General features: G+C 61.2%; 17 protein-coding genes and 4 tRNA genes. 9 read left to right on the forward strand and 12 right to left on the reverse strand.

Translation table 11 applies throughout. The features are described from left to right. Positions 1 to 181 precede the first annotated feature (181 nt). On the reverse strand, positions 182 to 1,087 hold the full coding sequence (locus AC0Z8Z_RS17555; RefSeq protein WP_485619936.1) for a LysR family transcriptional regulator: 906 nt from the start codon (positions 1,085 to 1,087) through the stop codon (positions 182 to 184). Positions 1,088 to 1,287: 200 nt separating this feature from the next. On the opposite strand from AC0Z8Z_RS17555, the gene AC0Z8Z_RS17560 reads away from it, so the two are divergent. The 5 genes from AC0Z8Z_RS17560 to AC0Z8Z_RS17580 all read left to right on the forward strand — a co-directional run bounded on the left by AC0Z8Z_RS17560 (position 1,288) and on the right by AC0Z8Z_RS17580 (position 7,415). Next, a complete protein-coding gene (locus tag AC0Z8Z_RS17560; RefSeq protein ID WP_485619937.1) occupies positions 1,288 to 1,896 on the forward strand; it encodes a cysteine dioxygenase family protein in 609 nt (202 codons plus the stop codon). Further along, positions 1,893 to 3,473, forward strand: a complete 1,581-nt coding sequence (locus AC0Z8Z_RS17565; protein ID WP_485619938.1) for a rhodanese-related sulfurtransferase — start codon at positions 1,893 to 1,895, stop codon at positions 3,471 to 3,473. The genes AC0Z8Z_RS17560 and AC0Z8Z_RS17565 overlap by 4 nt, the downstream gene beginning before the upstream one ends. Positions 3,474 to 3,801: 328 nt before the next feature. Beyond that, entirely contained in the window at positions 3,802 to 4,836 is a 1,035-nt protein-coding gene (locus AC0Z8Z_RS17570; protein ID WP_485619939.1) for an ABC transporter substrate-binding protein, read from the forward strand. A gap of 24 nt (positions 4,837 to 4,860) precedes the next feature. Next, positions 4,861 to 6,231 carry an LLM class flavin-dependent oxidoreductase gene (locus tag AC0Z8Z_RS17575; RefSeq protein WP_485619940.1) on the forward strand — a complete coding sequence of 457 codons (1,371 nt, stop codon included), beginning with the start codon at positions 4,861 to 4,863 and terminating at the stop codon, positions 6,229 to 6,231. Then, positions 6,228 to 7,415, forward strand: coding sequence for an acyl-CoA dehydrogenase family protein (locus AC0Z8Z_RS17580; RefSeq protein ID WP_485619941.1), 1,188 nt, complete (start codon positions 6,228 to 6,230; stop codon positions 7,413 to 7,415). Before AC0Z8Z_RS17575 ends, AC0Z8Z_RS17580 begins: the two co-directional genes overlap by 4 nt. Before the next feature lie 137 nt (positions 7,416 to 7,552). Here AC0Z8Z_RS17580 and AC0Z8Z_RS17585 read toward each other — a convergent pair whose 3' ends face one another. The 6 genes from AC0Z8Z_RS17585 to AC0Z8Z_RS17610 form a co-directional block, all read right to left on the reverse strand. Next, complete coding sequence (locus AC0Z8Z_RS17585; protein ID WP_485619942.1) at positions 7,553 to 9,841, reverse strand: molybdopterin guanine dinucleotide-containing S/N-oxide reductase; 2,289 nt, start codon at positions 9,839 to 9,841, stop codon at positions 7,553 to 7,555. 48 nt (positions 9,842 to 9,889) lie between these two features. Continuing rightward, positions 9,890 to 10,891: an ABC transporter substrate-binding protein gene (locus AC0Z8Z_RS17590; protein WP_485620038.1), complete on the reverse strand. Its 1,002-nt coding sequence runs from the start codon at positions 10,889 to 10,891 to the stop codon at positions 9,890 to 9,892. Between the two features lie 241 nt (positions 10,892 to 11,132). After that, positions 11,133 to 11,208, reverse strand: a tRNA-Gly gene (locus AC0Z8Z_RS17595). Between the two features lie 3 nt (positions 11,209 to 11,211). Continuing rightward, positions 11,212 to 11,287 (reverse strand) — tRNA-Glu (locus AC0Z8Z_RS17600). Positions 11,288 to 11,390: 103 nt separating this feature from the next. After that, positions 11,391 to 11,466 (reverse strand) — tRNA-Gly (locus tag AC0Z8Z_RS17605). Between the two features lie 2 nt (positions 11,467 to 11,468). Continuing rightward, positions 11,469 to 11,544 (reverse strand) — tRNA-Glu (locus AC0Z8Z_RS17610). 264 nt (positions 11,545 to 11,808) lie between these two features. Here AC0Z8Z_RS17610 and AC0Z8Z_RS17615 point away from each other — a divergent pair. Beyond that, on the forward strand, positions 11,809 to 12,582 hold the full coding sequence (locus AC0Z8Z_RS17615; RefSeq protein ID WP_485619943.1) for a hypothetical protein: 774 nt from the start codon (positions 11,809 to 11,811) through the stop codon (positions 12,580 to 12,582). 43 nt (positions 12,583 to 12,625) lie between these two features. On the opposite strand, the gene AC0Z8Z_RS17620 is transcribed toward AC0Z8Z_RS17615, so the two are convergent. Then, positions 12,626 to 13,108: a GAF domain-containing protein gene (locus AC0Z8Z_RS17620; protein WP_485619944.1), complete on the reverse strand. Its 483-nt coding sequence runs from the start codon at positions 13,106 to 13,108 to the stop codon at positions 12,626 to 12,628. Further along, a complete protein-coding gene (locus tag AC0Z8Z_RS17625; RefSeq protein ID WP_485619945.1) occupies positions 13,105 to 13,998 on the reverse strand; it encodes an ATP-binding protein in 894 nt (297 codons plus the stop codon). Before AC0Z8Z_RS17625 ends, AC0Z8Z_RS17620 begins: the two co-directional genes overlap by 4 nt. 87 nt (positions 13,999 to 14,085) lie before the next feature. Between AC0Z8Z_RS17625 and AC0Z8Z_RS17630 the strand changes: the two genes are divergently transcribed. Continuing rightward, positions 14,086 to 16,404, forward strand: a complete 2,319-nt coding sequence (locus tag AC0Z8Z_RS17630; protein WP_485619946.1) for a hybrid sensor histidine kinase/response regulator — start codon at positions 14,086 to 14,088, stop codon at positions 16,402 to 16,404. A gap of 10 nt (positions 16,405 to 16,414) precedes the next feature. Here AC0Z8Z_RS17630 and AC0Z8Z_RS17635 read toward each other — a convergent pair whose 3' ends face one another. Both AC0Z8Z_RS17635 and msrB read right to left on the reverse strand, forming a co-directional pair. Further along, entirely contained in the window at positions 16,415 to 16,915 is a 501-nt protein-coding gene (locus AC0Z8Z_RS17635) for a glutathione peroxidase (RefSeq protein ID WP_122535598.1), read from the reverse strand. A gap of 85 nt (positions 16,916 to 17,000) precedes the next feature. Next, entirely contained in the window at positions 17,001 to 17,399 is a 399-nt protein-coding gene (gene msrB / locus AC0Z8Z_RS17640) for a peptide-methionine (R)-S-oxide reductase MsrB (protein WP_369306673.1), read from the reverse strand. A gap of 192 nt (positions 17,400 to 17,591) precedes the next feature. On the opposite strand from msrB, the gene AC0Z8Z_RS17645 reads away from it, so the two are divergent. Together AC0Z8Z_RS17645 and htpX are read left to right on the forward strand one after the other, a co-directional pair. Further along, entirely contained in the window at positions 17,592 to 18,803 is a 1,212-nt protein-coding gene (locus AC0Z8Z_RS17645; RefSeq protein ID WP_122535600.1) for a pyridoxal phosphate-dependent aminotransferase, read from the forward strand. 267 nt (positions 18,804 to 19,070) lie between these two features. Beyond that, entirely contained in the window at positions 19,071 to 19,958 is an 888-nt protein-coding gene (gene htpX / locus AC0Z8Z_RS17650; RefSeq protein ID WP_037011815.1) for a protease HtpX, read from the forward strand. A 168-nt stretch (positions 19,959 to 20,126) separates the two neighbouring features. Here htpX and AC0Z8Z_RS17655 read toward each other — a convergent pair whose 3' ends face one another. Then, a complete protein-coding gene (locus AC0Z8Z_RS17655) occupies positions 20,127 to 20,783 on the reverse strand; it encodes a thiopurine S-methyltransferase (RefSeq protein ID WP_485619947.1) in 657 nt (218 codons plus the stop codon). Positions 20,784 to 20,806: the final 23 nt, after the last annotated feature.

A 20,806-nucleotide genomic window follows, 5' to 3' on the forward strand; every position in this document is an offset into this window, starting at 1 on the left:
TCTGCATCTCGGAAACGACAGAACGCTGCATCCAGGCAAGCACCTCGGTATGAGTGGGAACGACTCACTGTCGGTACTAGCCTGGCTACGATCTTCTATTCGACAAGTCGGCACCATAGCGCGTGCGGGTCTGGCGGATGGCTTGTCGGCCACTCCAAGCCAAAGGTCATGTCAGAGCCCCTCAAGCCGCATCCCGCTCCTGTTTCAGCGATTGCGCCACCAGGCTGCCGAAAGACGCCACCGGCACCTGCAAGTTGCCGAGGAAGCGTGGATACATCAGCCACAGGTCCATCACCGGTTTGAAGTCCTTGAGCGGTATGTCCGCCAGTGCATCGCGGTGAACGCTGCGCTCCAGCAGCGGACGCGGCACTAGACCCAGCCCCATGCCGTCGGCGACCAGACCCAGTTGCAGCTCGGTGCCGAAGGTTTCCAGATTGACCTTCAGGCTCAACCCCTGATCAGCCAGCGTACGTTGCAGCCCGGCACGGAAACCGCAGCCGTCGGGGTTGAGCACCCAGCCCTGCTCGTAGCAGTCAGCCAGTTTCACCGGCTTTTTCGGCAGCGCGCTCCTGGCGCACACCACCACCAGCTCCATCTTGCCGATGGACTCGCCGACGATGCCTTCAGGGAAGATCTTCCCGGCCGGGAACAGCGCCGCGGCCGCGTCCAGTTCGCCATTCTCGATTTTGCCGATCAGGTGGCTGCCCCAGCCAGTGATCACTTGGGCGCGCAGGTCGGGAAATTGCCCGCGCAGGTGCTTCAGCGCATCCAGCAGCACGACGTCACCGATGGTTTGCGGCACGCCCAGCCTGAGCAAGCCACTGGGCGGCGTGTCGCTGGCAACGAGCTCGCGCAATGAGTCCATTTCCCGCAGGATCCCCAGACACTTCTGATAGACCTGCGTGCCCATTGGCGTCGGCTTGAGCGGCTTGGTGTTACGGTCGAACAACTCAACGCCCAAGGCCTGCTCAAAATTTTGCACTCGGCGCGTGATGGCCGGCTGGGTCAGGTCCAGGGACTCAGCAGCATGGCTGATCGACTGGCAGCGAATGACCGCTACGAATGCATCGATGTCATCAATTTTCATTCAGATCGCACATGGAATAAGGGGAACAAGATAGGCAAAAATCATAATGGCTATCGAAGGCTCTGGATAGCATCACATCGACCTTCATCCTGAAAATCGGTTATCAACGCATTTTTGGTTATAACCTAATCATCAATAGTTAGCATATTAACCCACTGCATTATGCTTATATGAAGCTCTCTTCTTTGCCCGGAGCCGACATGACTCACATCCGACACCCTGAACGACTCAGGACTTTTATCGGCGCGTTGGCCGAACTGATCGATAGCAATCCGAGGGAAGGCGACCTGCTTTCACGGGGAGGCAAGCTGCTGGGGCAATTGGTCCGTTATGACGACTGGCTGCCGGATGAGTTCGCCATTCCCGATCCGACACGCTATCAACAGTTTCTGTTGCACGCCGACTCACGGCAGCGCTTTTCGGTCGTCAGTTTCGTGTGGGGACCGGGCCAAAGCACACCCATTCACGATCACCGCATCTGGGGCTTGATCGGCATGCTGCGCGGCGCCGAGTATTCGCAGGGGTTCGCCCGCGGCCCCGATGGCCGCCTCGAGCAGGAAGGCCCGGCCATCCGCCTGGAGCCCGGCCACGTCGAGGCGTTGTCGCCGCACAGCAACGACATTCATCAGGTCAGCAATGCTTTCGACGATCAGGTGTCGATCAGTATTCATGTCTACGGCGCCAACATCGGCGCCGTGAAGCGCGCTGTTTACCAGCCCGATGGCAGCGAAAAACTGTTCATCTCCGGCTATTCCAACGCCTTTCTCCCGAACATCTGGGATCTGTCCAAAGAGAGCCAAGCCCAATGAGCCACCACACCCGTTCCTACGCCGACATCCGCCGCGCCCTGCTCGCCCATGAAGAAGTCGCGCTGGTTGACGTCCGTGAAGAAGCCCCATTCGCCGAAGCCCACCCCTTGTTCGCCGCCAACATCCCGTTGTCGAAACTGGAGCTGGAGGTGCTCGCGCGCATCCCACGTCGCGACACCGCTGTCACCGTTTATGACAACGGCGAAGGTTTGGCCGAACGCGCCTTGAAGCGTCTTCAGGACCTGGGCTACAGCGACGTCAAGCTGCTTGAAGGCGGGCTGCAGGGCTGGCGCGACGCTGGCGGCGAGGTGTTCATCGACGTCAACGTACCGAGCAAGGCGTTCGGCGAACTGGTCGAGCACCATCGCCACACGCCATCGCTGACCGCCGAGGAAGTCAAGCAGCTGCTCGACGCCAAGGCCGACGTGGTGGTGCTGGATGCGCGGCGGTTCGATGAATACCAGACCATGAGCATTCCCACTGGCGTCAGTGTGCCCGGCGCCGAACTTGTGCTGCGCGCCCGTGAGCTGGCACCCGATCCCAATACCCGGATCATCGTCAATTGCGCGGGGCGTACGCGCAGCATCATCGGCACTCAGTCACTGGTGAATGCCGGCCTGCCCAACCCGATTTCCGCCCTGCGCAATGGCACGATCGGCTGGCTGCTGGCCGGGCAGACGCTGGACCACGGGCAATCACGGCGCTTCCCGCCGCTCAGTGAAGCGATCCGGGAAGTTGCCCGGTCCGATGCGCGCCAGGTGGCGGACAAAGCGCGAGTGAAACGCGCCAGCCGCGCGGACTTGCCGGTCTGGCAGGCAGAAACGACACGCACAACGTACCTGTTCGATGTGCGCACGCCGGAGGAATTCGAAGCCGGCCATGCGCCCGGTGCCCGTTCGACGCCGGGCGGGCAGCTGGTGCAGGAGACTGACCATTACGCCAGCGTGCGCGGCGCGCGAATCGTGTTACTGGATGACGACGGCGTGCGCGCGAACATGTCTGCTTCCTGGCTCGCGCAGTTGGGCTGGGAGGTGCTTGTGGTGGACGACCTGAGTCCAGAGGATTTCAGCGAAAAAGGCGGCTGGAACGCGCCGAATCCGCCCGCGTCACAGGTCGAGGAGATTAGCGCGCAGGCGCTGCGAGAGTGGCGGGAAAACGGCAGCGTGGCAGTGCTGGATTTCACCGCCAGCGCCAACTACGTGAAGCAGCATATTCCCGGCGCCTGGTGGGTGCTGCGTGCCGAGCTGGCAAACGCGCTGCAAAACATCCCGGTTGCCGAGCGTTACGTGCTCACCTGTGGCAGCAGCAAACTCGCGCGCCTGGCGGTGTCGGAGGTCGAAGCCCTGACCGGCAAGCCAGTGTTTGTGCTGAAGGACGGCACCGCCAGTTGGGTGTCTGCCGGTTTCGAGCTTGAGCACGGTGAAAGCCATCTGGCCTCGCCGCGCATTGATCGCTATCGCCGGCCGTACGAGGGCACCGATGCACCGCGTGAAGCGATGCAGGCGTATCTGGATTGGGAGTACGGATTGGTCGAGCAATTGGGCCGCGACGGGACCCATGGGTTCTATGTGATCTGAACCGCCCAACCACTGGCCCCCTTCGTCGCGCGGGCTACGCGCCCCCTGTGGGAGTGAGCGTGCTCTTGAAGATGGCGTTACAGCCTATGAAATCCAGGGAGTGTGCCCGCCACTTCCTGGGTAACCGCTGCCGGAAAAACGAACAGCCTTAAAAATATTTATGCGATTATTTAATAATAATACAATTAATAATCACGCAAATACATAATTAGCATATAACCAAAAGATACTTCTATTACGTTTGTTATAGGCATATGGTCAATCCTGTTGCCGACCCCTTCTCCAGGCGGAGGCCGAGAATCCATTTCCACGCCTGGAGACACGCACCATGTCCGCCCCCTTCACTCCCCTGCTCCGCGCCCGAAACCTGCTCATCGGGGCGTTGCTCGCACTGTCATTCGGCCCGATCGTCCAGGCCGCCGGGCCGCTTCAGCCGCTGCTCGTCGCCAACCAGAAATCTGCGCTCAAAGTGCTGCTGGAGGTCTCTGGCGAGTTGAAAGACGTACCGTACGAGATCAAGTTTTCCGAATTCCCTTCGGCGTCGCCACTGGGCGAAGCCCTTAACGCGGGGGCCGTGGACGTCGGTGCACTGGGCGACGCGCCCTATGTCTTCGCGCTGGGCGCCGGCGCGGCGTTGAAGGTGATCAGCATCACCCACGTCGATGGCCGCTACACCACCGCGCTGATCGTGCGTAACGACTCGCCGATCAAGTCGGTGGCGGACCTCAAGGGCAAGCGCATCGTCACCGGGCGCGGCTCCATCGGCCACTACCTGGCCATTCGCGCGCTGAACGAAGCAGGGCTTAAGACCAACGACGTGAATTTCGTCTACCTGTTGCCCAGTGAATCCCGGTTGATCCTCGACAACGGCGACGCCGACGCCTGGGCCACCTGGGCGCCCTACACCACCGTCGCCACGCAAAACGGCGCGCGCATTCTGCCCAATGGGCCGGATTTGCTGACCAACCATTCCTACCTGGCTGCGACCCGCTCAGCCATCGCCGACAAGCGCGTGCAGCTGGACGACTTCGTGGTGCGGCTCGACCGCGCCTACCGCTGGGCCAACGCCCACCCTGCCGAATATGCCGCCGCCCAGACCAAGGTGACCGGCCTGCCATTGGCCGTGCACCTGGCGGTCAATCAAGAGACGAAGATGGAACGCGTGAGCATCAATGACGGCGTCATCGAAGGCCTGCAGAACACCGCGGACATCTATCAGCGCGAAGGCATCCTCAACAAGCACGTCGACGTCTCCCACGGCTTCGACCCGGACTTCAACGCCATCCGCCTGGCCGCCGAGCAATCGGCCGAACACACAGCCAATCAAGCCACTGACCCAACCAATCCCCAAGCTGCGCGTTAAGCGCTCGAATAAGGAGCACAGATCATGAGCAAGCCTCGTCAACTCAAATTCGGTGCAATGGTCCACGGCGTGGGCCACGGCTGGGGCGAGTGGCGCCACCCGGACGCGCAGGCTGATGCCAGCACCAACTTCGACTGGTACAAGGGACAGGCCCGGTTGGCCGAGGCCGCGAAGTTCGATTTCGTGTTCATCGCTGACAGCCTGCACATTCACGAGAAATCCAGCCCGCATTACCTCAACCGGTTCGAGCCGCTGACCATTCTCTCGGCGCTGGCAGCGACGACATCGAAGATCGGGCTGGTGGCGACCGTGACCGTCAGCTACACCGAACCTTTCCAGGTGGCGCGACAGATTTCGTCGCTGGACCACATCAGCGGCGGCCGGGCCGGCTGGAACGTCGTCACCTCATGGCTCAGCGGCACCGCCGAGAACTTCAGCAAGAGCGAACATCCGCCCCACGCCGTGCGCTATCGCATCGCCAGGGAACACGTATCGGCGGTCAAAGGGCTGTGGGATTCCTGGGAGGACGACGCTTTCACCCGCAACAAGCAAACCGGCGAGTTCTTTGACCGCAGCAAGCTGCACCCCTTGAACCACGCGGGCGACTTTTTCCAGGTGAAAGGTCCGCTGAACATCGCCCGCTCCCGCCAGGGCCAGCCGGTGCTGTTTCAGGCGGGCACCTCGGAGGACGGGCGCAACTTCGCTGCGGAATATTCCGACGCGATTTTCGTCCACGCCGAGTCCCTGGAAGAAGCCCAAGCGTATTACGCCGATCTCAAGCGCCGCGCTGTCGGCTTCGGCCGCAACCCGGATGACCTGTCGATTTTGCCGGGGATTCGCCCGATCGTGGGTCGCGACGCAGACGAGGTTGAGCAGCGGTATCAGCAAGCCGTGCAACTGGTGAGCATCGAGGACGCCATCGTCGCGCTGGGCCGGCCGTTCAACGACCACGACTTCAGCCAATACCCGCTGGATGCGCCGTTTCCAGACCTGGGCGATCTTGGGGCCAACAGCCAGAAAGGCGGATCAGATCGCATCAAACAGCAGGCCAGAGAGCAGAACCTCACCCTGCGCCAGGTCGCGCTGGACTTTTCCCGCCCTCGCCGCGAGTTCGTCGGCACACCTGAACAGGTCGCCGATCAGATTCAGCACTGGTTCGAGCACGGCGCCAGCGACGGTTTCATCATCAATTCGCTGCTGCCTGATGGGCTGAAATCCTTCACGGAGCTGGTCATTCCAGTCCTGCAGCAGCGTGGCCTGCAACGCACTGATTACAGTGGTTCGACCCTGCGCGAGCATTTCGGCCTGGCGTTTCCGGTTAATCGTCATACGGCCGCGCGGTTGGCCACTGCGACGAAGGTCACGGACGCTGAACAATCGCAGGTCCCGGCATGAGCGCAGGGTTGAATCGGCAGCCTGATGCTTCAGCAGATGCCGAGACCGAGGCGGCCTTTGTGGCGCGTTTGCAGGGGATCACCGAGCGGCTGGCCGAGACCGCGCAGCACTACGATGAAACGGCTGAATTCCCACACGAGAACTTCCGTTTGCTGCAAGAGCACGGCTTGCTCGGGCTGACGGTCGAAGGCGCTCTGGGGGGCGGCGATGCGGATCTTAAGCGGGCACAGCAAGTGATCAGCGCGGTGGCGAAGGGTGAGCCTTCCACTGCGCTGATTCTGGTGATGCAGTACATCCAGCACGCGCGCATTCGCGAGGTGAAAAACTGGCCGGAGCATCTCTACCGCCAGGTGGCGTTGGACGCAGTCAATAAGGGCGCGCTGATCAATGCCCTGCGGGTCGAGCCGGACCTGGGTTCACCTTCTCGCGGCGGACTGCCGGCGACGATTGCGCGCAGGACGGCGGAAGGCTGGCGGATCAGCGGACGGAAAATTTATTCGACGGGCAGTCACGGGCTGACCTGGTTCAACGTGTGGGCGCGCAGCGATGACGCCGATCCGCGGGTCGGGGTGTGGCTGGTGCGCAAGGACAGCCCGGGCGTGCGCATCGTCGAGGATTGGGACCACCTGGGCATGCGCGCAACGTCCAGCCACGAAGTGATTTTCGACGACGTGCTGGTGCCGCTGGACCATGCCGTCAACACCAGCCCGGCGAGTTCGCCGCAGCCGGAGCTGGATGCGACGGGGTTGCTGTGGATGTCGGTGTTGTTGTCGTCGGTGTACGACGGCATTGCTCAGTCGGCGCGGGACTGGCTGGTCGGTTTTCTGGAGCAGCGCACGCCGTCCAACCTGGGCGCCTCGCTGTCGACACTGCCGCGCTTTCAGGAAGTGCTCGGCCGCATCGACACGCTGCTGTTCGCCAATCGCACGCTGCTGGAGTCAGCGACCCATGGGCTGACGTCGGCGGGCCATGCCTCCCAGATCAAATACCTGGTGACCAGCAACGCCATTCGCGCGGTAGAGCTGGCCATCGAAGCCACCGGCAACCCCGGCCTGTCCCGCAGCAACCCGCTGCAACGCCATTACCGCAACGTCGTCTGCGGCCGTGTCCATACGCCGCAGAATGACGTGGTGTTGCAGGGGGTGGGCAAGGCGGTGTTTGCCGCACGGGCGGTCAGGCAGTAGTAGCACCGCATTCCCCCTGTAGGACCGGCTTCAGCCGGGAAGGCGCCAGTGTGAACCCCCAAATCTTGCAGCGTGACACCCGACGCATTCCCGGCTAAAGCCGGTCCTACCATACGCGCCGTGCATCGGCTTGCCGATCAAGCCAACATTTCAGGCGGCTCGAACGCGGTGATCGGCGGCACTTCGCCGTGCCACTTCTCGACGTCAACCGTGACCGTCTGCGCCGAACAGCCCTGGGACAGACTCGACGCGCCGACATCTTCAGTCAGCACATTCGGATTGCCGTGCTTCTCCAGGCTGTTCGCCTGCCCCTTCGCCAACGGATCAAACCAGGCGCCGGTGGCGATCTGCACCACGCCCTCACGAATGTCGTCGGACACCATCACTCCCGCCAGAAACGCACCTCGATCATTGAACACCCTGACCACCTCCCCCTCGGCAATCCCGCGCGCCAAGGCGTCCTGCCGGTTGATTGTCAACGGCTCCCGCCCCTGAATTTTCGAGGCCTGGCTGTACGCGCCGTGGTCGTATTGGCTGTGCAGCCGCGTCTTCGGCTGGTTCGACAGCAGATGCAGGGGCCGCGGCTGGGCAGGCTTGTCCAGCCAAACGGGATGGCCGGGACAATCGGCGTAACCAAAGCCGGCGATCGTCTCACTGAAAATCTCGATCTTGCCCGACGGCGTCTGTAGCGGATTGCCCTGCGGGTCGTCACGAAACGCCTTGAGCAGCACCGTATCGTTTGGCGGGTAATCCACCTCAAAGACACCGTCGCGCCAGAATTCCTCAAAATCGGGCAGTTCAATGGCGAAGCTTCCAGCCCGTGGTCGCGACTCTTCATACAGCAAGCGCAGCCATTGCCCGGCGTCACGGCCCTCGGTAAACGGCTGCTCGCAGTCGAGCCGACGGGACAGCTCGGCGAAGATCGCATAATCGTCCCGCGCCTCCCCCACTGGCTCGATCGCCTTGTGCATGGCGATCATGTAGCGGTCCGACGCCGCGCTGCCGATGTCATCCCGCTCCAGTGCGGTCGTGGCCGGCAGTACGATATCGGCGTGTTTGGCCTGAGCGGTCCAGAACTGCTCGTGAACGATGATGGTTTCCGGACGCTGCCAGGCGTGCAGCAGTCGATTGATGTCCTGGTGATGGTGGAAGATGTTACCGCCAGCCCAGTACACCAGCCGAATGTGCGGATAGTGATACCGCTTGCCGTTGTAATCGAAAGCCTCGCCGGGATTGAGCAGCATGTCGGTGATCCGCGCCACCGGAATGAAATCCTTGACCGGGTTCACGCCCTGGGAAAAGCGCGGCCCGGAAAACGCCTTGCGCCCGCTGCCGGTGTTGTTCATGCAGCCATAACCCAGACCGAAGCCGCCGCCGGGCAGACCGATCTGCCCGAGCATTGCCGCCAGGGTCACGGTCATCCAGAACGGTTGCTCGCCGAACTGCGCCCGCTGCAGTGAATAGGCGACGTTGATCATCGTGCGCTTGCCGGCCATTTCCCGCGCAAGGCTGACAATCCGTTGGGCCGGAATACCAGTCAGGGCCGCAGCCCACTCCGGCGTCTTCGCCACACCCTCCACGGCGCCGATCAGATATTCGATGAAGCGCTCATGCCCTGTCGTGTAGCGACGCAGAAAATCCGTGTTGTGCAGCCCTTCGTCCACCAGCACCCAGCACAGCGCCATCATCAGCGCAGTGTCGCTGCCGGGCCGGACGGCGAGCCATTCATTGCGTTCCGGTCCGGTTAAATCATCACGCAGCGGGCTGACATTGACGAACTGCACGCCAGCATCCGACATCCTGCGAATGCCGTTGCTGACCAGATGATCGCTGGCGCCGCCGGGACTGCACTGGGCGTTCTTCAACGGCAAGCCGCCGAAAGCGACGAACAGCTCGCAGTGCTCCGCCAGATTGCGCCAGGACGTATGGGCCGCCAGCAGCCAGTCCATATTGCCGACGATGTGCGGCATCAACACCCGGCCGGCGCCGAGGCTGTAACTGTCGACGCTGTACACGTAGCCGCCATGACTGTTGAGGAAACGGTGCAGCTGACTCTGCGCGTGATGAAAACGCCCCGCGCTGCCCCAGCCATAGCTGCCGCCGAAAATAGCCTTATTGCCGTGCTCGCCCTTCACCCGCGACAACTCAGTGGCGACCAGATCCAGCGCAACGTCCCACGGCACCTCGACAAAGGCTTCGTTGCCGCGCAGGTGCGGGTCGCGTAGGGCCGGATGATCGTTGAAGCGCTCGAGAAAACTGCGGCGCACGGCCGGCCGACGGATACGCGTGGCAGAGTCGATGGCGCCGGGGATGGATAAGCCGATCGGCGAAGGGTCCGCGTCCCACTCTACCGGGTCCATGGCCTTCAGACGTCCGTCAACAACGCGCGGACGGTAAGCGCCCCAATGCAACGAGGTGAAACTCATGGGTGAATGCTCCAGCAGGTAGGCCTGTGCGATGACTGCCGTGATCGGTCAACGCGCCGTTTGTGCCAACGCGTTAACCCCGGCTTCGAGCGCCGAGGCAAAGGAGTCGTCAAATACAGTGCCAGCAGGATAGGATTTCGTCAGCCCGGCGGCGTTGAAAAAGTCGATGGTCTGCTGCGCCTGGGTGATGACCTGGGGCGAAATCGGCAGCACCACCGTCGCCGAACGCTCGAACCAGCCGCGCGCCACTGCAGGATCGGCCTTGGAAAGGACGGCCCAGGCGTTGGCGTACGTGTCAGTGTTTTGCTTGTTGGCGACCGACCAGGCCCGAGCCTTCTGCAGGCGACGGAGGAAGTCAGTGATCTCTGGGCGCTTGTCTTTGATCGAGCGGTCATTGGCAACAACAAAGCTCTGCGCCGGAATCAGGTTTTGCGCAGTGGTGATCACCCGCCCGCCCTGCCGTTCCTGTTGAATCACATAGGGATCCCACGTCGCGATGGCGTCGACCGAGCCGCCGTCCAGGGCGTGAGAAGCATCCAGCGCACTCAGATATCGATATTCCACCGCATCCCGCGCGATGCCGGCCTTGTCCAGCGCGGTCAGCATCAGTTGCTGGCTCCACGAACCCTTCCAGATCGCCACCCGCTTGCCTTTAAGGTCCGCCACCGTTTTGATGGGCGAATCCTTGCCGACCACGATCGCCACACCCGCCAGGTTCTGCCGGGAAACCCCAATCACCTTGATCGGCGCGCCCAACGCGCCGAGAAACAGCACGGGGGCATCACCCAGCAGTCCGACGTCGAGGCTGCCGGCGTTGAGCGCTTCCGTCACCGGCGAGCCGGCAGTGAACTGCTTCCACTCCAGTGTGTAAGGCAAATCGTCGAGAACGCCGGCGGCTTCCATGACGGTCCGGGCGCCATAGCTTTGGTCGCCCACGACCAGTTCTGCGGCATGCACCGCGGTGAGGGAGCCGCTGAATAAAAGAAGGGACAACACAGGACGCAGCAGAAAGGATTTGATCGACACAGGCAATCTCCGGGGAGGCTCCATCGGAACCGGGATCATGAAATGAGCGCCGGTCCGCCTGTGCGGTAGCCGATTCTTGGGCCTGCGCTGGTTCACGCAGCATCAGGCATCGGAACCATAGCATCGGACGTTATATTAAATAAATTCAATATAGTTATATGTAAATATGCGGAATATGCAGGACGAGATTCACCAGCAGCGGGCGTTCGATATAAATCGAACACACACAAAAACGCCGCTCTGTTGAGCGGCGTTTTTGAGAATTTGGAGCGGGAAACGAGACTCGAACTCGCGACCCCGACCTTGGCAAGGTCGTGCTCTACCAACTGAGCTATTCCCGCAAATGGCGTCCCCTAGGGGACTCGAACCCCTGTTACCGCCGTGAAAGGGCGGTGTCCTAGGCCACTAGACGAAGGGGACACAGCCTGGAAACACCATGGTGTTGTGTTCCAGTTCCAGAAACACATCCGAAGATGCTTCCTGGTTTCACTCAACTTCGCCCGAAAGCAAAGCTGCTTAAAAATGGAGCGGGAAACGAGACTCGAACTCGCGACCCCGACCTTGGCAAGGTCGTGCTCTACCAACTGAGCTATTCCCGCAATGGCGTCCCCTAGGGGACTCGAACCCCTGTTACCGCCGTGAAAGGGCGGTGTCCTAGGCCACTAGACGAAGGGGACACGCTACAACATTCACTGCCTGCTACGCTCTGCTGTGTGCTTTACGCTGCAAGTGGCGCGCATTCTATGGATGGATGTAGGGGTCGTCAACCCCTCAGTGAAAATTTATTCAAATCAATGACTTCGCCCTCTATTAAGGCAATGTGCGGCCGATACACAGGTGTCAGCCGCCATGGCCTAAATCTGGCGAAGTGACAGGACCACCTTCCCGCGATAGTGGATAGCCACTACACTCGCGCAAATTACTTGACTGAGGCTTGTGCGGTGACACCACTCATTATCACCCTGTTCGTCGTAGCAGGCATCGTGCTCCTCATAGCCGTCGGCTACTTGAATCATGTCGCAGAGGGCAAAAAGGTCGAGCGTGCGCGAGGTCTTGTCGAGCTCAATGACCGGCTGCGTCGCTGCAGCGAGCTGTCCGAAACCTTCCCCGGTCAGTTGATGACACCGGCGCTCAAGCTGCTGCTGGTTCGCCTTGAGTTGAACGTGGTCAAGCGTCTGCTGGCGCTGGAAAAGAGCAACAACCCGAACCTTCAGGAACGCCAGGCTGAACTGGAAGCACTGGTGGCCCAGGGTGACGCGATCACGGTCAGCAACCCGGCCAGCCCGATTCAGACCGAAGCCAAGGCCAAAGACGTGCGCTTTCTCCTGGAAGCCATGCATGGCCAGGTCACGCGGGCAGCCCACGATGGTTTCCTGCAAACCGCTGAAGCCAAACACTGGATTCGCGAGATCCGTAACTTGCTGGTGCTGCTGCACATCGAGTTCTTCAACAACCTCGGCCAGCACGCGATGAGTCAGGAACAGCCCGGCCAGGCCCGTCTGGCCTTCGAGCGCGGCGTCCAATACCTGAAAAACCAGCCTGAACCCGCACCGTGGAAAGCCCACCTGCAGGCCATGGAACGGCAGCTGGCCAAGGCCAACTCCATGGTGCTGGACACCATCGCACCGACTGAAGACGACAATAACGAGCTGACCGAAGGCTTGAGAGTCGTGGACGCCGACGCCGAATGGAAAAAGAAAGCCATCTACGACTGATGGCTTAAACCTGACGCACCGCGCGGTGCGTCAGGGCTTCATCTCAGCAATCGGTCGATTTCAAGAAGATCGCCGCCAGCCGCTCAATCCCCGCCTGATCCTCCTCGCTGAAGCGCCCGACACTCGGGCTGTCCAGATCCAGAACGCCTATCAGCTGACCGTCCTTTACCAATGGCACCACCAATTCGCTGTTGGAAGCGCTGTCGCAGGCGATGTGTCCCGGAAACTCATGGACATCGTGCACGCGCTGGGTTTCGCGGCTCTGTGCCGCCGTGCCGCAGACACCCTTGCCGAACGGAATGCGCACGCAAGCGATCTGGCCCTGAAACGGCCCCAGCACCAGCTCTTCGTTGCGATTGAGGTAGAAGCCTGCCCAGTTCAGGTCATCGAGCTGGGTATAAAGGAAGGCCGAGAACTGCGCAGCGTTGGCGATGAAATCGCGCTCGTCCGCCAGCAGGGATTCCAGTTGTGCAGCCAGCAGGCGGTAGCCATCAAGGCCCTCCCCTGCAGAATTCAAATCGATCATGCGTCTTGCTCCAGCATTTTCAAACCAACCCAGTAGCGGGCGAACTGATACGCGCAACGACCGTTGCGGTTGCCGCGGCCGGTCGCCCAGCGCACGGCGTGAATCTCAAGGGCTTCATCACGCTGCCATTGCAAGCCGGCCTTGGCCGCCAGCTCGCCGATCCAGTGCTCCACCACATCCAGGAAATGCTCCTGGGTGAAGGGATAGAACGACAGCCAGAGACCAAAGCGGTCCGACAACGCGATCTTGTCCTCCACGGCTTCACTCGGGTGAATCTCGCCGTCGTCACCGCGCTGCCAGTGAGCATTGTCGCTCTCCTTTTCCGGCACGAGGTGGCGGCGATTGGACGTGGCGTACAGCAGGACGTTGTCCGGCGCCTGTTCCAGCGAGCCGTCGAGCACGCTCTTCAGCACCCGGTAGTCGCCTTCGCCGGATTCGAACGACAGGTCATCGCAGAACAATACAAAGCGCTGCGGCAATTTCTGCAGCTGCTCAACCACACGCGGCAGATCCCCCAGATGATCCCGCTCGATCTCGATCAGGCGCAGACCGGCTTTGGCGTGCTCGGCGAGCAACGCCCGGACCAGTGACGATTTGCCCGTGCCACGGGAACCCCAGAGCAACGCGTGGTTGGCGGGCAGCCCGTCGATGAACTGTTGCGTGTTGCGGCCCAGTTGCTCACGCTGGCGGTCAACGCCGATGAGGTCGGACAGGCGCATGTCCAGGGTGACCTCCAGCGGCATCAGGTAACCGACACGGCCTTCGCGCACCCAGCGCGCCGCCAGCGTTGTCTCCCAGTCCACGGGCTGTCGCACGGCAGGCAGCAGAGGTTCGAGGCGCGCCAGCACCGACTCGGCGCGCTCCAGAAATGCGTTCAATCGAGAATCCACGGTTTCTCCTTGATTTAACGGGTTAACGCGTGGCCGCGATCAGCTATGCTTGCCACGCGACGGACACAAGAAGTGACAGTGCCTTTTATGGATATAGCGATCACCCACCGGCTGTCATTCAAACAGGCCCGATTGACTGTGCTGATCGGCTTTGTATTGGGCACGCTGCTCAGTCTGTCTCAAATTGCGCTCGATTATGCCAGCGAAGACGCGTCCATCGATCGTGAAATTCGCTCCCTGCTGCAAATCAGTCATAACCCCGCCTCGCGCATTGCCTACAACCTGGATGCAGAACTCGCCCAGGAACTGACCCTCGGCCTGCTGCACTCCCCGGCCGTGGTCGGCGCGCGGCTGACCGATAACAACAACGTTCAGCTCGCTGCGGTATCACGGCCGCTGGCGAACAGCGCTTACCGGATGGTCAGTGACTTCCTGTTCGGCGGCAGCCGGCAGTTCGAAGACGTGCTGCACCTGGACCACATACCCAATGAGTCCATCGGCATCTTGCACCTGGACGTCGACACCTTCGCTTTCGGCAGCCATTTTCTGCAGCGCGCCGGGATCACACTGATCAACGGTTTCGTGCGCAGCCTGGTGCTGGCCGGCCTGTTGCTGGCGCTGTTTTACTTCACCCTGACCAAACCGCTGACGGGCATGATCCGTGCGCTCTCGGAACGGGATCCGCGCAGCCCCGTTCAACCCCCGCTGCCCTGCCCGCGCGGCCACGAGCATGACGAAATCGGCGTGCTGGTGGCGGTCACGAATCGGCAGTTCGAGAGCGTGGCCAGTGAGTTCGCGCGGCGGCGGGAAGCGGAAAACCGGCTCACCGACCACCTCAACGAACTGGAAGACATCGTCTCCGCGCGGACCAACCAGCTTGAAGCCAGCAACGCCCGGCTCAGCCAGTCCAACGAAGAACTGCAGATCGCGCGCAGCACGGCACTGGACATGGCCCACGCACGCTCGGCCTTTCTGGCCCACATGAGCCATGAAATACGCACGCCCCTCAATGGCTTGTTGGGCATGCTGGCCCTGTCCCTTGATGGCCCGCTGAGTGCAGAACAGCGCCAGCAGCTGTCCATTGCCCACGACTCGGGCAAGGTGTTGGTCGAACTGCTCAACGACATTCTTGACCTGTCGAAATTTGATGCCGGTCAGGTGGAGCTTGAGCGCATTCCGTTCGATCTGGCGGCCTTGATCGAAGACACCGCCAGCCTGCTGTCGCAGAACGCGGCGCCGAATGTCGAGCTGACCTGCCTGATCGACCCGCGTTTCCCGGCGTCCGTGCTGGGTGACCCGACCCGGGTGCGCCAGATCGTCAGCAACCTGCTCTCGAACGCCCTCAAGTTCACCCGGGCCGGACGTGTGGATGTGCGCCTGGGTCAACATGGCGAGCACATGCGTATCGAGGTGTGCGACACCGGCATTGGTATCGCGCAGGACGCTCAGGCGAAGATCTTCCAGCCATTCACCCAGGCCGAAGCCGCGATCACCCGGCAGTACGGCGGCACCGGTCTGGGCCTGACCCTGACCCACAACCTGACCGATGCCATGAACGGGCAATTGAGTATCGAGTCCACCCTTGGCGTCGGCAGCCGTTTCCGCGTGGACCTGCCGCTGCCGGCACACACGCCGGCGCTGCAATGGCCGCAGCTGAAAGGCAAAGTGCTGGTCGCCAGCGATGCGGGCAGCGGATTACTGGAAATGTTGAGCCGAGTGCTGCCGGAATGGGGCGTTACCTGCCAGCACCTTGAGGAAGACGCACCACCCGACTGCGACGCGGACTTGCTCATCACCGATTGCCCGCAATGCCTGGTGGCCATCCGCGAGGCGTGCACGGTGCCGGTATTGCTGGTGACGGCGTACGGCAATTTCATGCCCAGCGAGCAAGTCGCGGCCCTGGCACCGTTGCATCAGCAGGCGCGGCCGTTACCGCGCAACGTGCTGCATCAGAGCCTGGCGCGCATTCTGGATGCTGACGGTCAGGCGGGCAGCAGCCACGAACAAGGCGCCCCCTCTCCCACCCATCGGGCGCGTATTCTGCTGGTGGAGGACAACCCGGTTAATCAGCTGGTAGCCAAGGGCATGCTGGGTAAGCTCGGTTGCGAGGTCATCGTCAGCAGCAACGGCGCCGAAGCGCTGCAACAGCTTGAGCAGGACCACTTCGATCTGGTGCTGATGGACTGCAACATGCCCGTGATGAATGGCTATGACGCCACCCGTTGTATTCGGAAAAACGGACGTTGGTCGGACCTGCCGATCGTCGCACTGACGGCCAACGCGATGCCCGAAGAGCGCGAACACTGCAAGGCCGCGGGCATGAGCGACTACTTGGCCAAGCCGTTTCGTCGCGAGGAATTGATGGCGTTGCTGGATCAGTGGATCCCGGTGGCACAGCCTCAGTAAAAGGCTTCGATCAACCGGCCGCCTGTTCTTTCAACAGCGCGTCGATGTCCGCCTTGATGTCTTCCGGCTTGGTCAATGGGGCGTAGCGCTTGACCAGCTTGCCGTCGCGACCTACCAGGAACTTGGTGAAATTCCACTTGATGCCTTCCGAACCCAGCAAGCCCGGCGCGCGCTTCTTGAGCTGCACGAAAAGCGGGTGCGCATGGCTGCCGTTGACGTCGATCTTCTTGAACAGCGGGAAGGTTACCCCGTAGTTCAGCTCGCAAAAGTCGGAAATCGCCCCTTCGTTGCCGGGCTCCTGTTTGCCGAACTGGTTGCATGGAAAGCCCAGCACCACCAGCCCGCGATCCTTGTAGCCCTGCCACAATTCCTCAAGACCCTTGTACTGCGGCGTGAAACCGCACTTGCTGGCAGTGTTCACCACCAATACCGCCTTGCCGCCGAAATCAGCGAGGGTCTTTTGTTCGCCCTTGATCGTTTGCACCGGAATGTTCAGCAGCTCGTCGCTCATGGCGATGCCTCGAAAGTGGTAAACAGCCAAGCTAGCGCGCCATTGCCTGGCGCGCTATCCCATTGTTGCCGCTGATAGGCCTGCATCAGGCGCTGCGCGGCACCAGGTCCAGGCACACGGAGTTGATGCAGTAGCGCAGACCGGTGGGCGGCGGACCATCCGGGAACACGTGGCCGAGGTGGGCATCGCATTTACTGCAGACCACTTCAGTGCGGATCATGCCGTGACTGACATCGCGCACTTCAACCACGGCGCTGCCTTCCAGCGGCGCGTAGAAGCTCGGCCAGCCGCAGCCCGAATCGAACTTGGTGGTTGAATCGAACAGCGGTTCATTGCAGCAGATGCAGTGGTAGACGCCGTCGGTCTTGGTCTCGTTGTATTTACCGCTGAATGGACGCTCGGTGCCCTTCAGCCGGCAGACGTTGTACTGCTCCGGATCGAGCATCGCTTTCCATTCTTCAAGGGTTTTATCCAGCTTAGCCACGGGTAGACCTCCGTAAATGAAAAAGCCCGATCTGCGTCTTTTCCACGGATCGGGTGGCACGTATGATTGCGCCTTCGTTGGACGCCAGTCTGTCACCCGCGTTTCTCGCGTACAAACCCATTTTGATGGCGTCATGCTCAGCGGTCTGCGCATCTTCACACAGCGGGCCGTCTCTTTTCGGGACCAATCACCATGCAGTTCAGCAAATCGAACAAGCTCGCCAACGTCTGCTACGACATTCGCGGGCCGGTGCTCAAGCACGCCAAGCGCCTGGAAGAGGAAGGCCATCGCATCCTCAAGCTGAACATCGGTAACCCGGCGCCGTTTGGTTTCGAGGCGCCGGACGAGATTCTGCAGGACGTCATCCGCAACCTGCCCATGGCCCAGGGCTACAGCGATTCAAAAGGCCTGTTCAGCGCACGCAAGGCTGTGATGCAGTACTACCAGCAGAAGCAGGTCGAAGGTGTCGGCATCGAAGACATCTATCTGGGCAACGGCGTCTCCGAACTGATCGTGATGTCGATGCAGGCCCTGCTCAACAACGGCGATGAAGTGCTGGTGCCGGCCCCGGACTACCCGCTGTGGACCGCCGCCGTGGCGTTGTCGGGCGGCAACCCGGTGCATTACCTGTGCGACGAGCAGGCCAACTGGTGGCCTGATCTGGAGGACATGAAGGCCAAGATCACGCCGAACACCAAAGCCATGGTGATCATTAACCCGAACAACCCGACCGGTGCCGTCTATTCCCGTGAAGTGTTGCTGGGGATGCTGGAGATTGCCCGTCAGCACAATCTGGTGGTCTTCTCGGACGAAATCTACGACAAGATCCTCTACGACGACGCCGTGCACATTTGCACCGCCTCGCTGGCACCGGACCTGCTGTGCCTGACCTTCAACGGGCTGTCGAAGTCCTACCGCGTGGCGGGTTTCCGCTCCGGCTGGATCGCGATTTCCGGGCCCAAGCACAACGCGCAAAGCTACATCGAAGGCATCGACATTCTGGCGAACATGCGCCTGTGTGCCAACGTGCCGAGTCAGCACGCGATCCAGACCGCGCTGGGCGGCTATCAGAGCATCAACGACCTGATCCTGCCGCCGGGCCGTCTGCTGGAACAACGCAACCGGACCTGGGAATTGCTCAACGACATTCCGGGTGTCAGCTGCGTGAAGCCGATGGGTGCGCTGTACGCCTTCCCGCGCATCGACCCGAAGGTCTGCCCGATCCACAACGACGAGAAGTTCGCGCTGGACCTGCTGCTGTCGGAAAAGCTGTTGATCGTTCAGGGCACGGCGTTCAACTGGCCGTGGCCGGACCACTTCCGCGTGGTGACGCTGCCGCGTGTGGACGATCTGGAACAGGCCATTGGCCGGATCGGCAACTTCCTGAAGACCTATAAGCAGTAACGCTGCTTGCTGCAGGAGCCGACTTGCTGGCGAGCGCGGTCGATCAGTGACGACGATGTTACCTGACGCACCGGGTTCGCCAGCAAGCCGACTCCTACGGTTTTGAGCCCCATCGCTATGCCCCTCACCTCTCGCTGAGGGCCTCTATTGCCGTGCCGGCGCCAGACGACACAGTTTGAAATGATCGCCCGGTTGAATACGCCCCGACATCACCTTATATACCCCCGCAGTACGTTACATATTCTTCCCGAGGAGACACTCTTAACCATGATGCGCATTTTGCTGTTTTTGGCCACTAACCTTGCGGTCGTGCTGATTGCCAGCATCACCCTGAGCCTTTTTGGCTTCAACGGGTTCATGGCGGCCAACGGGGTTGATCTGAACCTCAATCAGCTGCTGATCTTCTGCGCCGTGTTCGGTTTTGCCGGTTCGCTGTTCTCACTGTTCATCTCCAAATGGATGGCGAAGATGAGCACGGGCACCGAAATCATTACCCAACCCCGCACCCGCCATGAGCAATGGCTGCTGCAGACCGTGGAACAACTGTCCCGCGATGCGGGCATCAAGATGCCGGAAGTGGGTATTTTCCCCGCCTACGAAGCCAACGCCTTCGCCACCGGCTGGAACAAGAACGACGCCCTGGTCGCGGTCAGTCAGGGCCTGCTGGAGCGTTTTTCGCCCGATGAAGTGAAGGCGGTGCTGGCTCACGAGATCGGTCACGTGGCCAACGGCGACATGGTGACGCTGGCGCTGGTCCAGGGCGTGGTCAACACCTTCGTCATGTTCTTCGCGCGGATCATCGGCAACTTCGTCGACAAGGTGATCTTCAAGAACGAAGAAGGCCGTGGCATCGCGTTCTATATCGCGACCATATTCGCTGAAATCGTTCTGGGCTTCCTCGCCAGCGCCATCGTCATGTGGTTCTCGCGCAAGCGTGAATACCGCGCAGACGACGCCGGTGCCCGCCTGGCCGGTACGGGCGCAATGATCAGCGCGCTGCAGCGTCTGCGTTCGGAACAGGGCGTTCCGGTGCAAATGCCTGAGAGCATGACGGCGTTCGGCATCAACGGTGGTTTGAAGCACGGCCTGGCCGGGCTGTTCATGAGCCACCCGCCGCTGGAAGAACGCATCGAGGCGCTTCGTCGCCGCGGTTGATTCCGTGATAGCTGGACGAGAAAGGGCGACGTGAAGTCGCCCTTTTCTTTCGCCTGTCGCAGATTTTGTGCGCATAGGCGGTCTGTGGGAGTGAGCTTGCTCACGAAGACGTATCCACATCCGCTGGATCTTTCAGCACGGGAGCCCATTCGCCAGCCTGCCCCTTCCTTATCGCCGATACAGCCGATAGGCATATTCCATCAGGGATGTTGCGCCCGCCTGCTTGAACTTCACGCCCTGCTCCAGCACATCCAGATCCGCGACGCGCTTGACCCGCCAATCAGGGGACAACAGCTGCAGCACCTCATCCTCATCCACTGAGAACGGCGGGCCGGCAATCAGCGACTGATCGTAATCCAGCGTCACCAACAAGCCGCAGGCATCTTTCGACAGCAAGTGATTGAGCTGTTTGACGTAACGCCAGCGCAAGTCCGGCGGCAGCGCAATCAGGGCGGCTCGGTCGTAGAATGCGGTGCAGTCGCCCACGTCGTCGGGATTTAGCGCAAAGAAGTCACCGCACCAGATCTCGCAGCCCTCCACACGATAAACCTTGAGCGCGCCACGCTCCTCGACCGTCGGCTGCAAGCCGTTCTCGCTGAAGAATCCGGCGACTGCGATCTCAGACAATTCTGCGCCTACCACATAAAAACCCTGGTTGAGCAGCCAGACCATGTCGATGCTTTTGCCGCACAACGGCACCAGCACGCGCTCCCCTGGCATGGCGGTGAGCTCTGGCCACAAGCGCAGCAAGTGCGAATTCACAGACGCCTGATTGAAACCGATCTGATTGATCGCCCAGCGCTCATGCCAAAAACGCGGCTCCATAGACACTCCTGATATCCCGATCA

Source organism: Pseudomonas sp. 1L-C-7-B-C1, from assembly GCF_057291635.1.

Excerpts from the sequence above, each read along its gene's own strand:
- AC0Z8Z_RS17575 (WP_485619940.1), top strand. The coding sequence starts at position 4,861 with ATGAGCAAGCCTCGTCAACTCAAATTCGGTGCAATGGTCCACGGCGTG.
- AC0Z8Z_RS17560 (WP_485619937.1), top strand. The coding sequence starts at position 1,288 with ATGACTCACATCCGACACCCTGAACGACTCAGGACTTTTATCGGCGCG.
- AC0Z8Z_RS17565 (WP_485619938.1), top strand. The coding sequence starts at position 1,893 with ATGAGCCACCACACCCGTTCCTACGCCGACATCCGCCGCGCCCTGCTC.
- htpX (WP_037011815.1), top strand. The coding sequence starts at position 19,071 with ATGATGCGCATTTTGCTGTTTTTGGCCACTAACCTTGCGGTCGTGCTG.
- AC0Z8Z_RS17590 (WP_485620038.1), bottom strand. The coding sequence starts at position 10,891 with ATGGAGCCTCCCCGGAGATTGCCTGTGTCGATCAAATCCTTTCTGCTG.
- AC0Z8Z_RS17620 (WP_485619944.1), bottom strand. The coding sequence starts at position 13,108 with ATGATCGATTTGAATTCTGCAGGGGAGGGCCTTGATGGCTACCGCCTG.
- AC0Z8Z_RS17580 (WP_485619941.1), top strand. The coding sequence starts at position 6,228 with ATGAGCGCAGGGTTGAATCGGCAGCCTGATGCTTCAGCAGATGCCGAG.
- AC0Z8Z_RS17635 (WP_122535598.1), bottom strand. The coding sequence starts at position 16,915 with ATGAGCGACGAGCTGCTGAACATTCCGGTGCAAACGATCAAGGGCGAA.
- AC0Z8Z_RS17630 (WP_485619946.1), top strand. The coding sequence starts at position 14,086 with ATGGATATAGCGATCACCCACCGGCTGTCATTCAAACAGGCCCGATTG.
- AC0Z8Z_RS17645 (WP_122535600.1), top strand. The coding sequence starts at position 17,592 with ATGCAGTTCAGCAAATCGAACAAGCTCGCCAACGTCTGCTACGACATT.
- AC0Z8Z_RS17555 (WP_485619936.1), bottom strand. The coding sequence starts at position 1,087 with ATGAAAATTGATGACATCGATGCATTCGTAGCGGTCATTCGCTGCCAG.
- AC0Z8Z_RS17585 (WP_485619942.1), bottom strand. The coding sequence starts at position 9,841 with ATGAGTTTCACCTCGTTGCATTGGGGCGCTTACCGTCCGCGCGTTGTT.
- AC0Z8Z_RS17570 (WP_485619939.1), top strand. The coding sequence starts at position 3,802 with ATGTCCGCCCCCTTCACTCCCCTGCTCCGCGCCCGAAACCTGCTCATC.
- AC0Z8Z_RS17655 (WP_485619947.1), bottom strand. The coding sequence starts at position 20,783 with ATGGAGCCGCGTTTTTGGCATGAGCGCTGGGCGATCAATCAGATCGGT.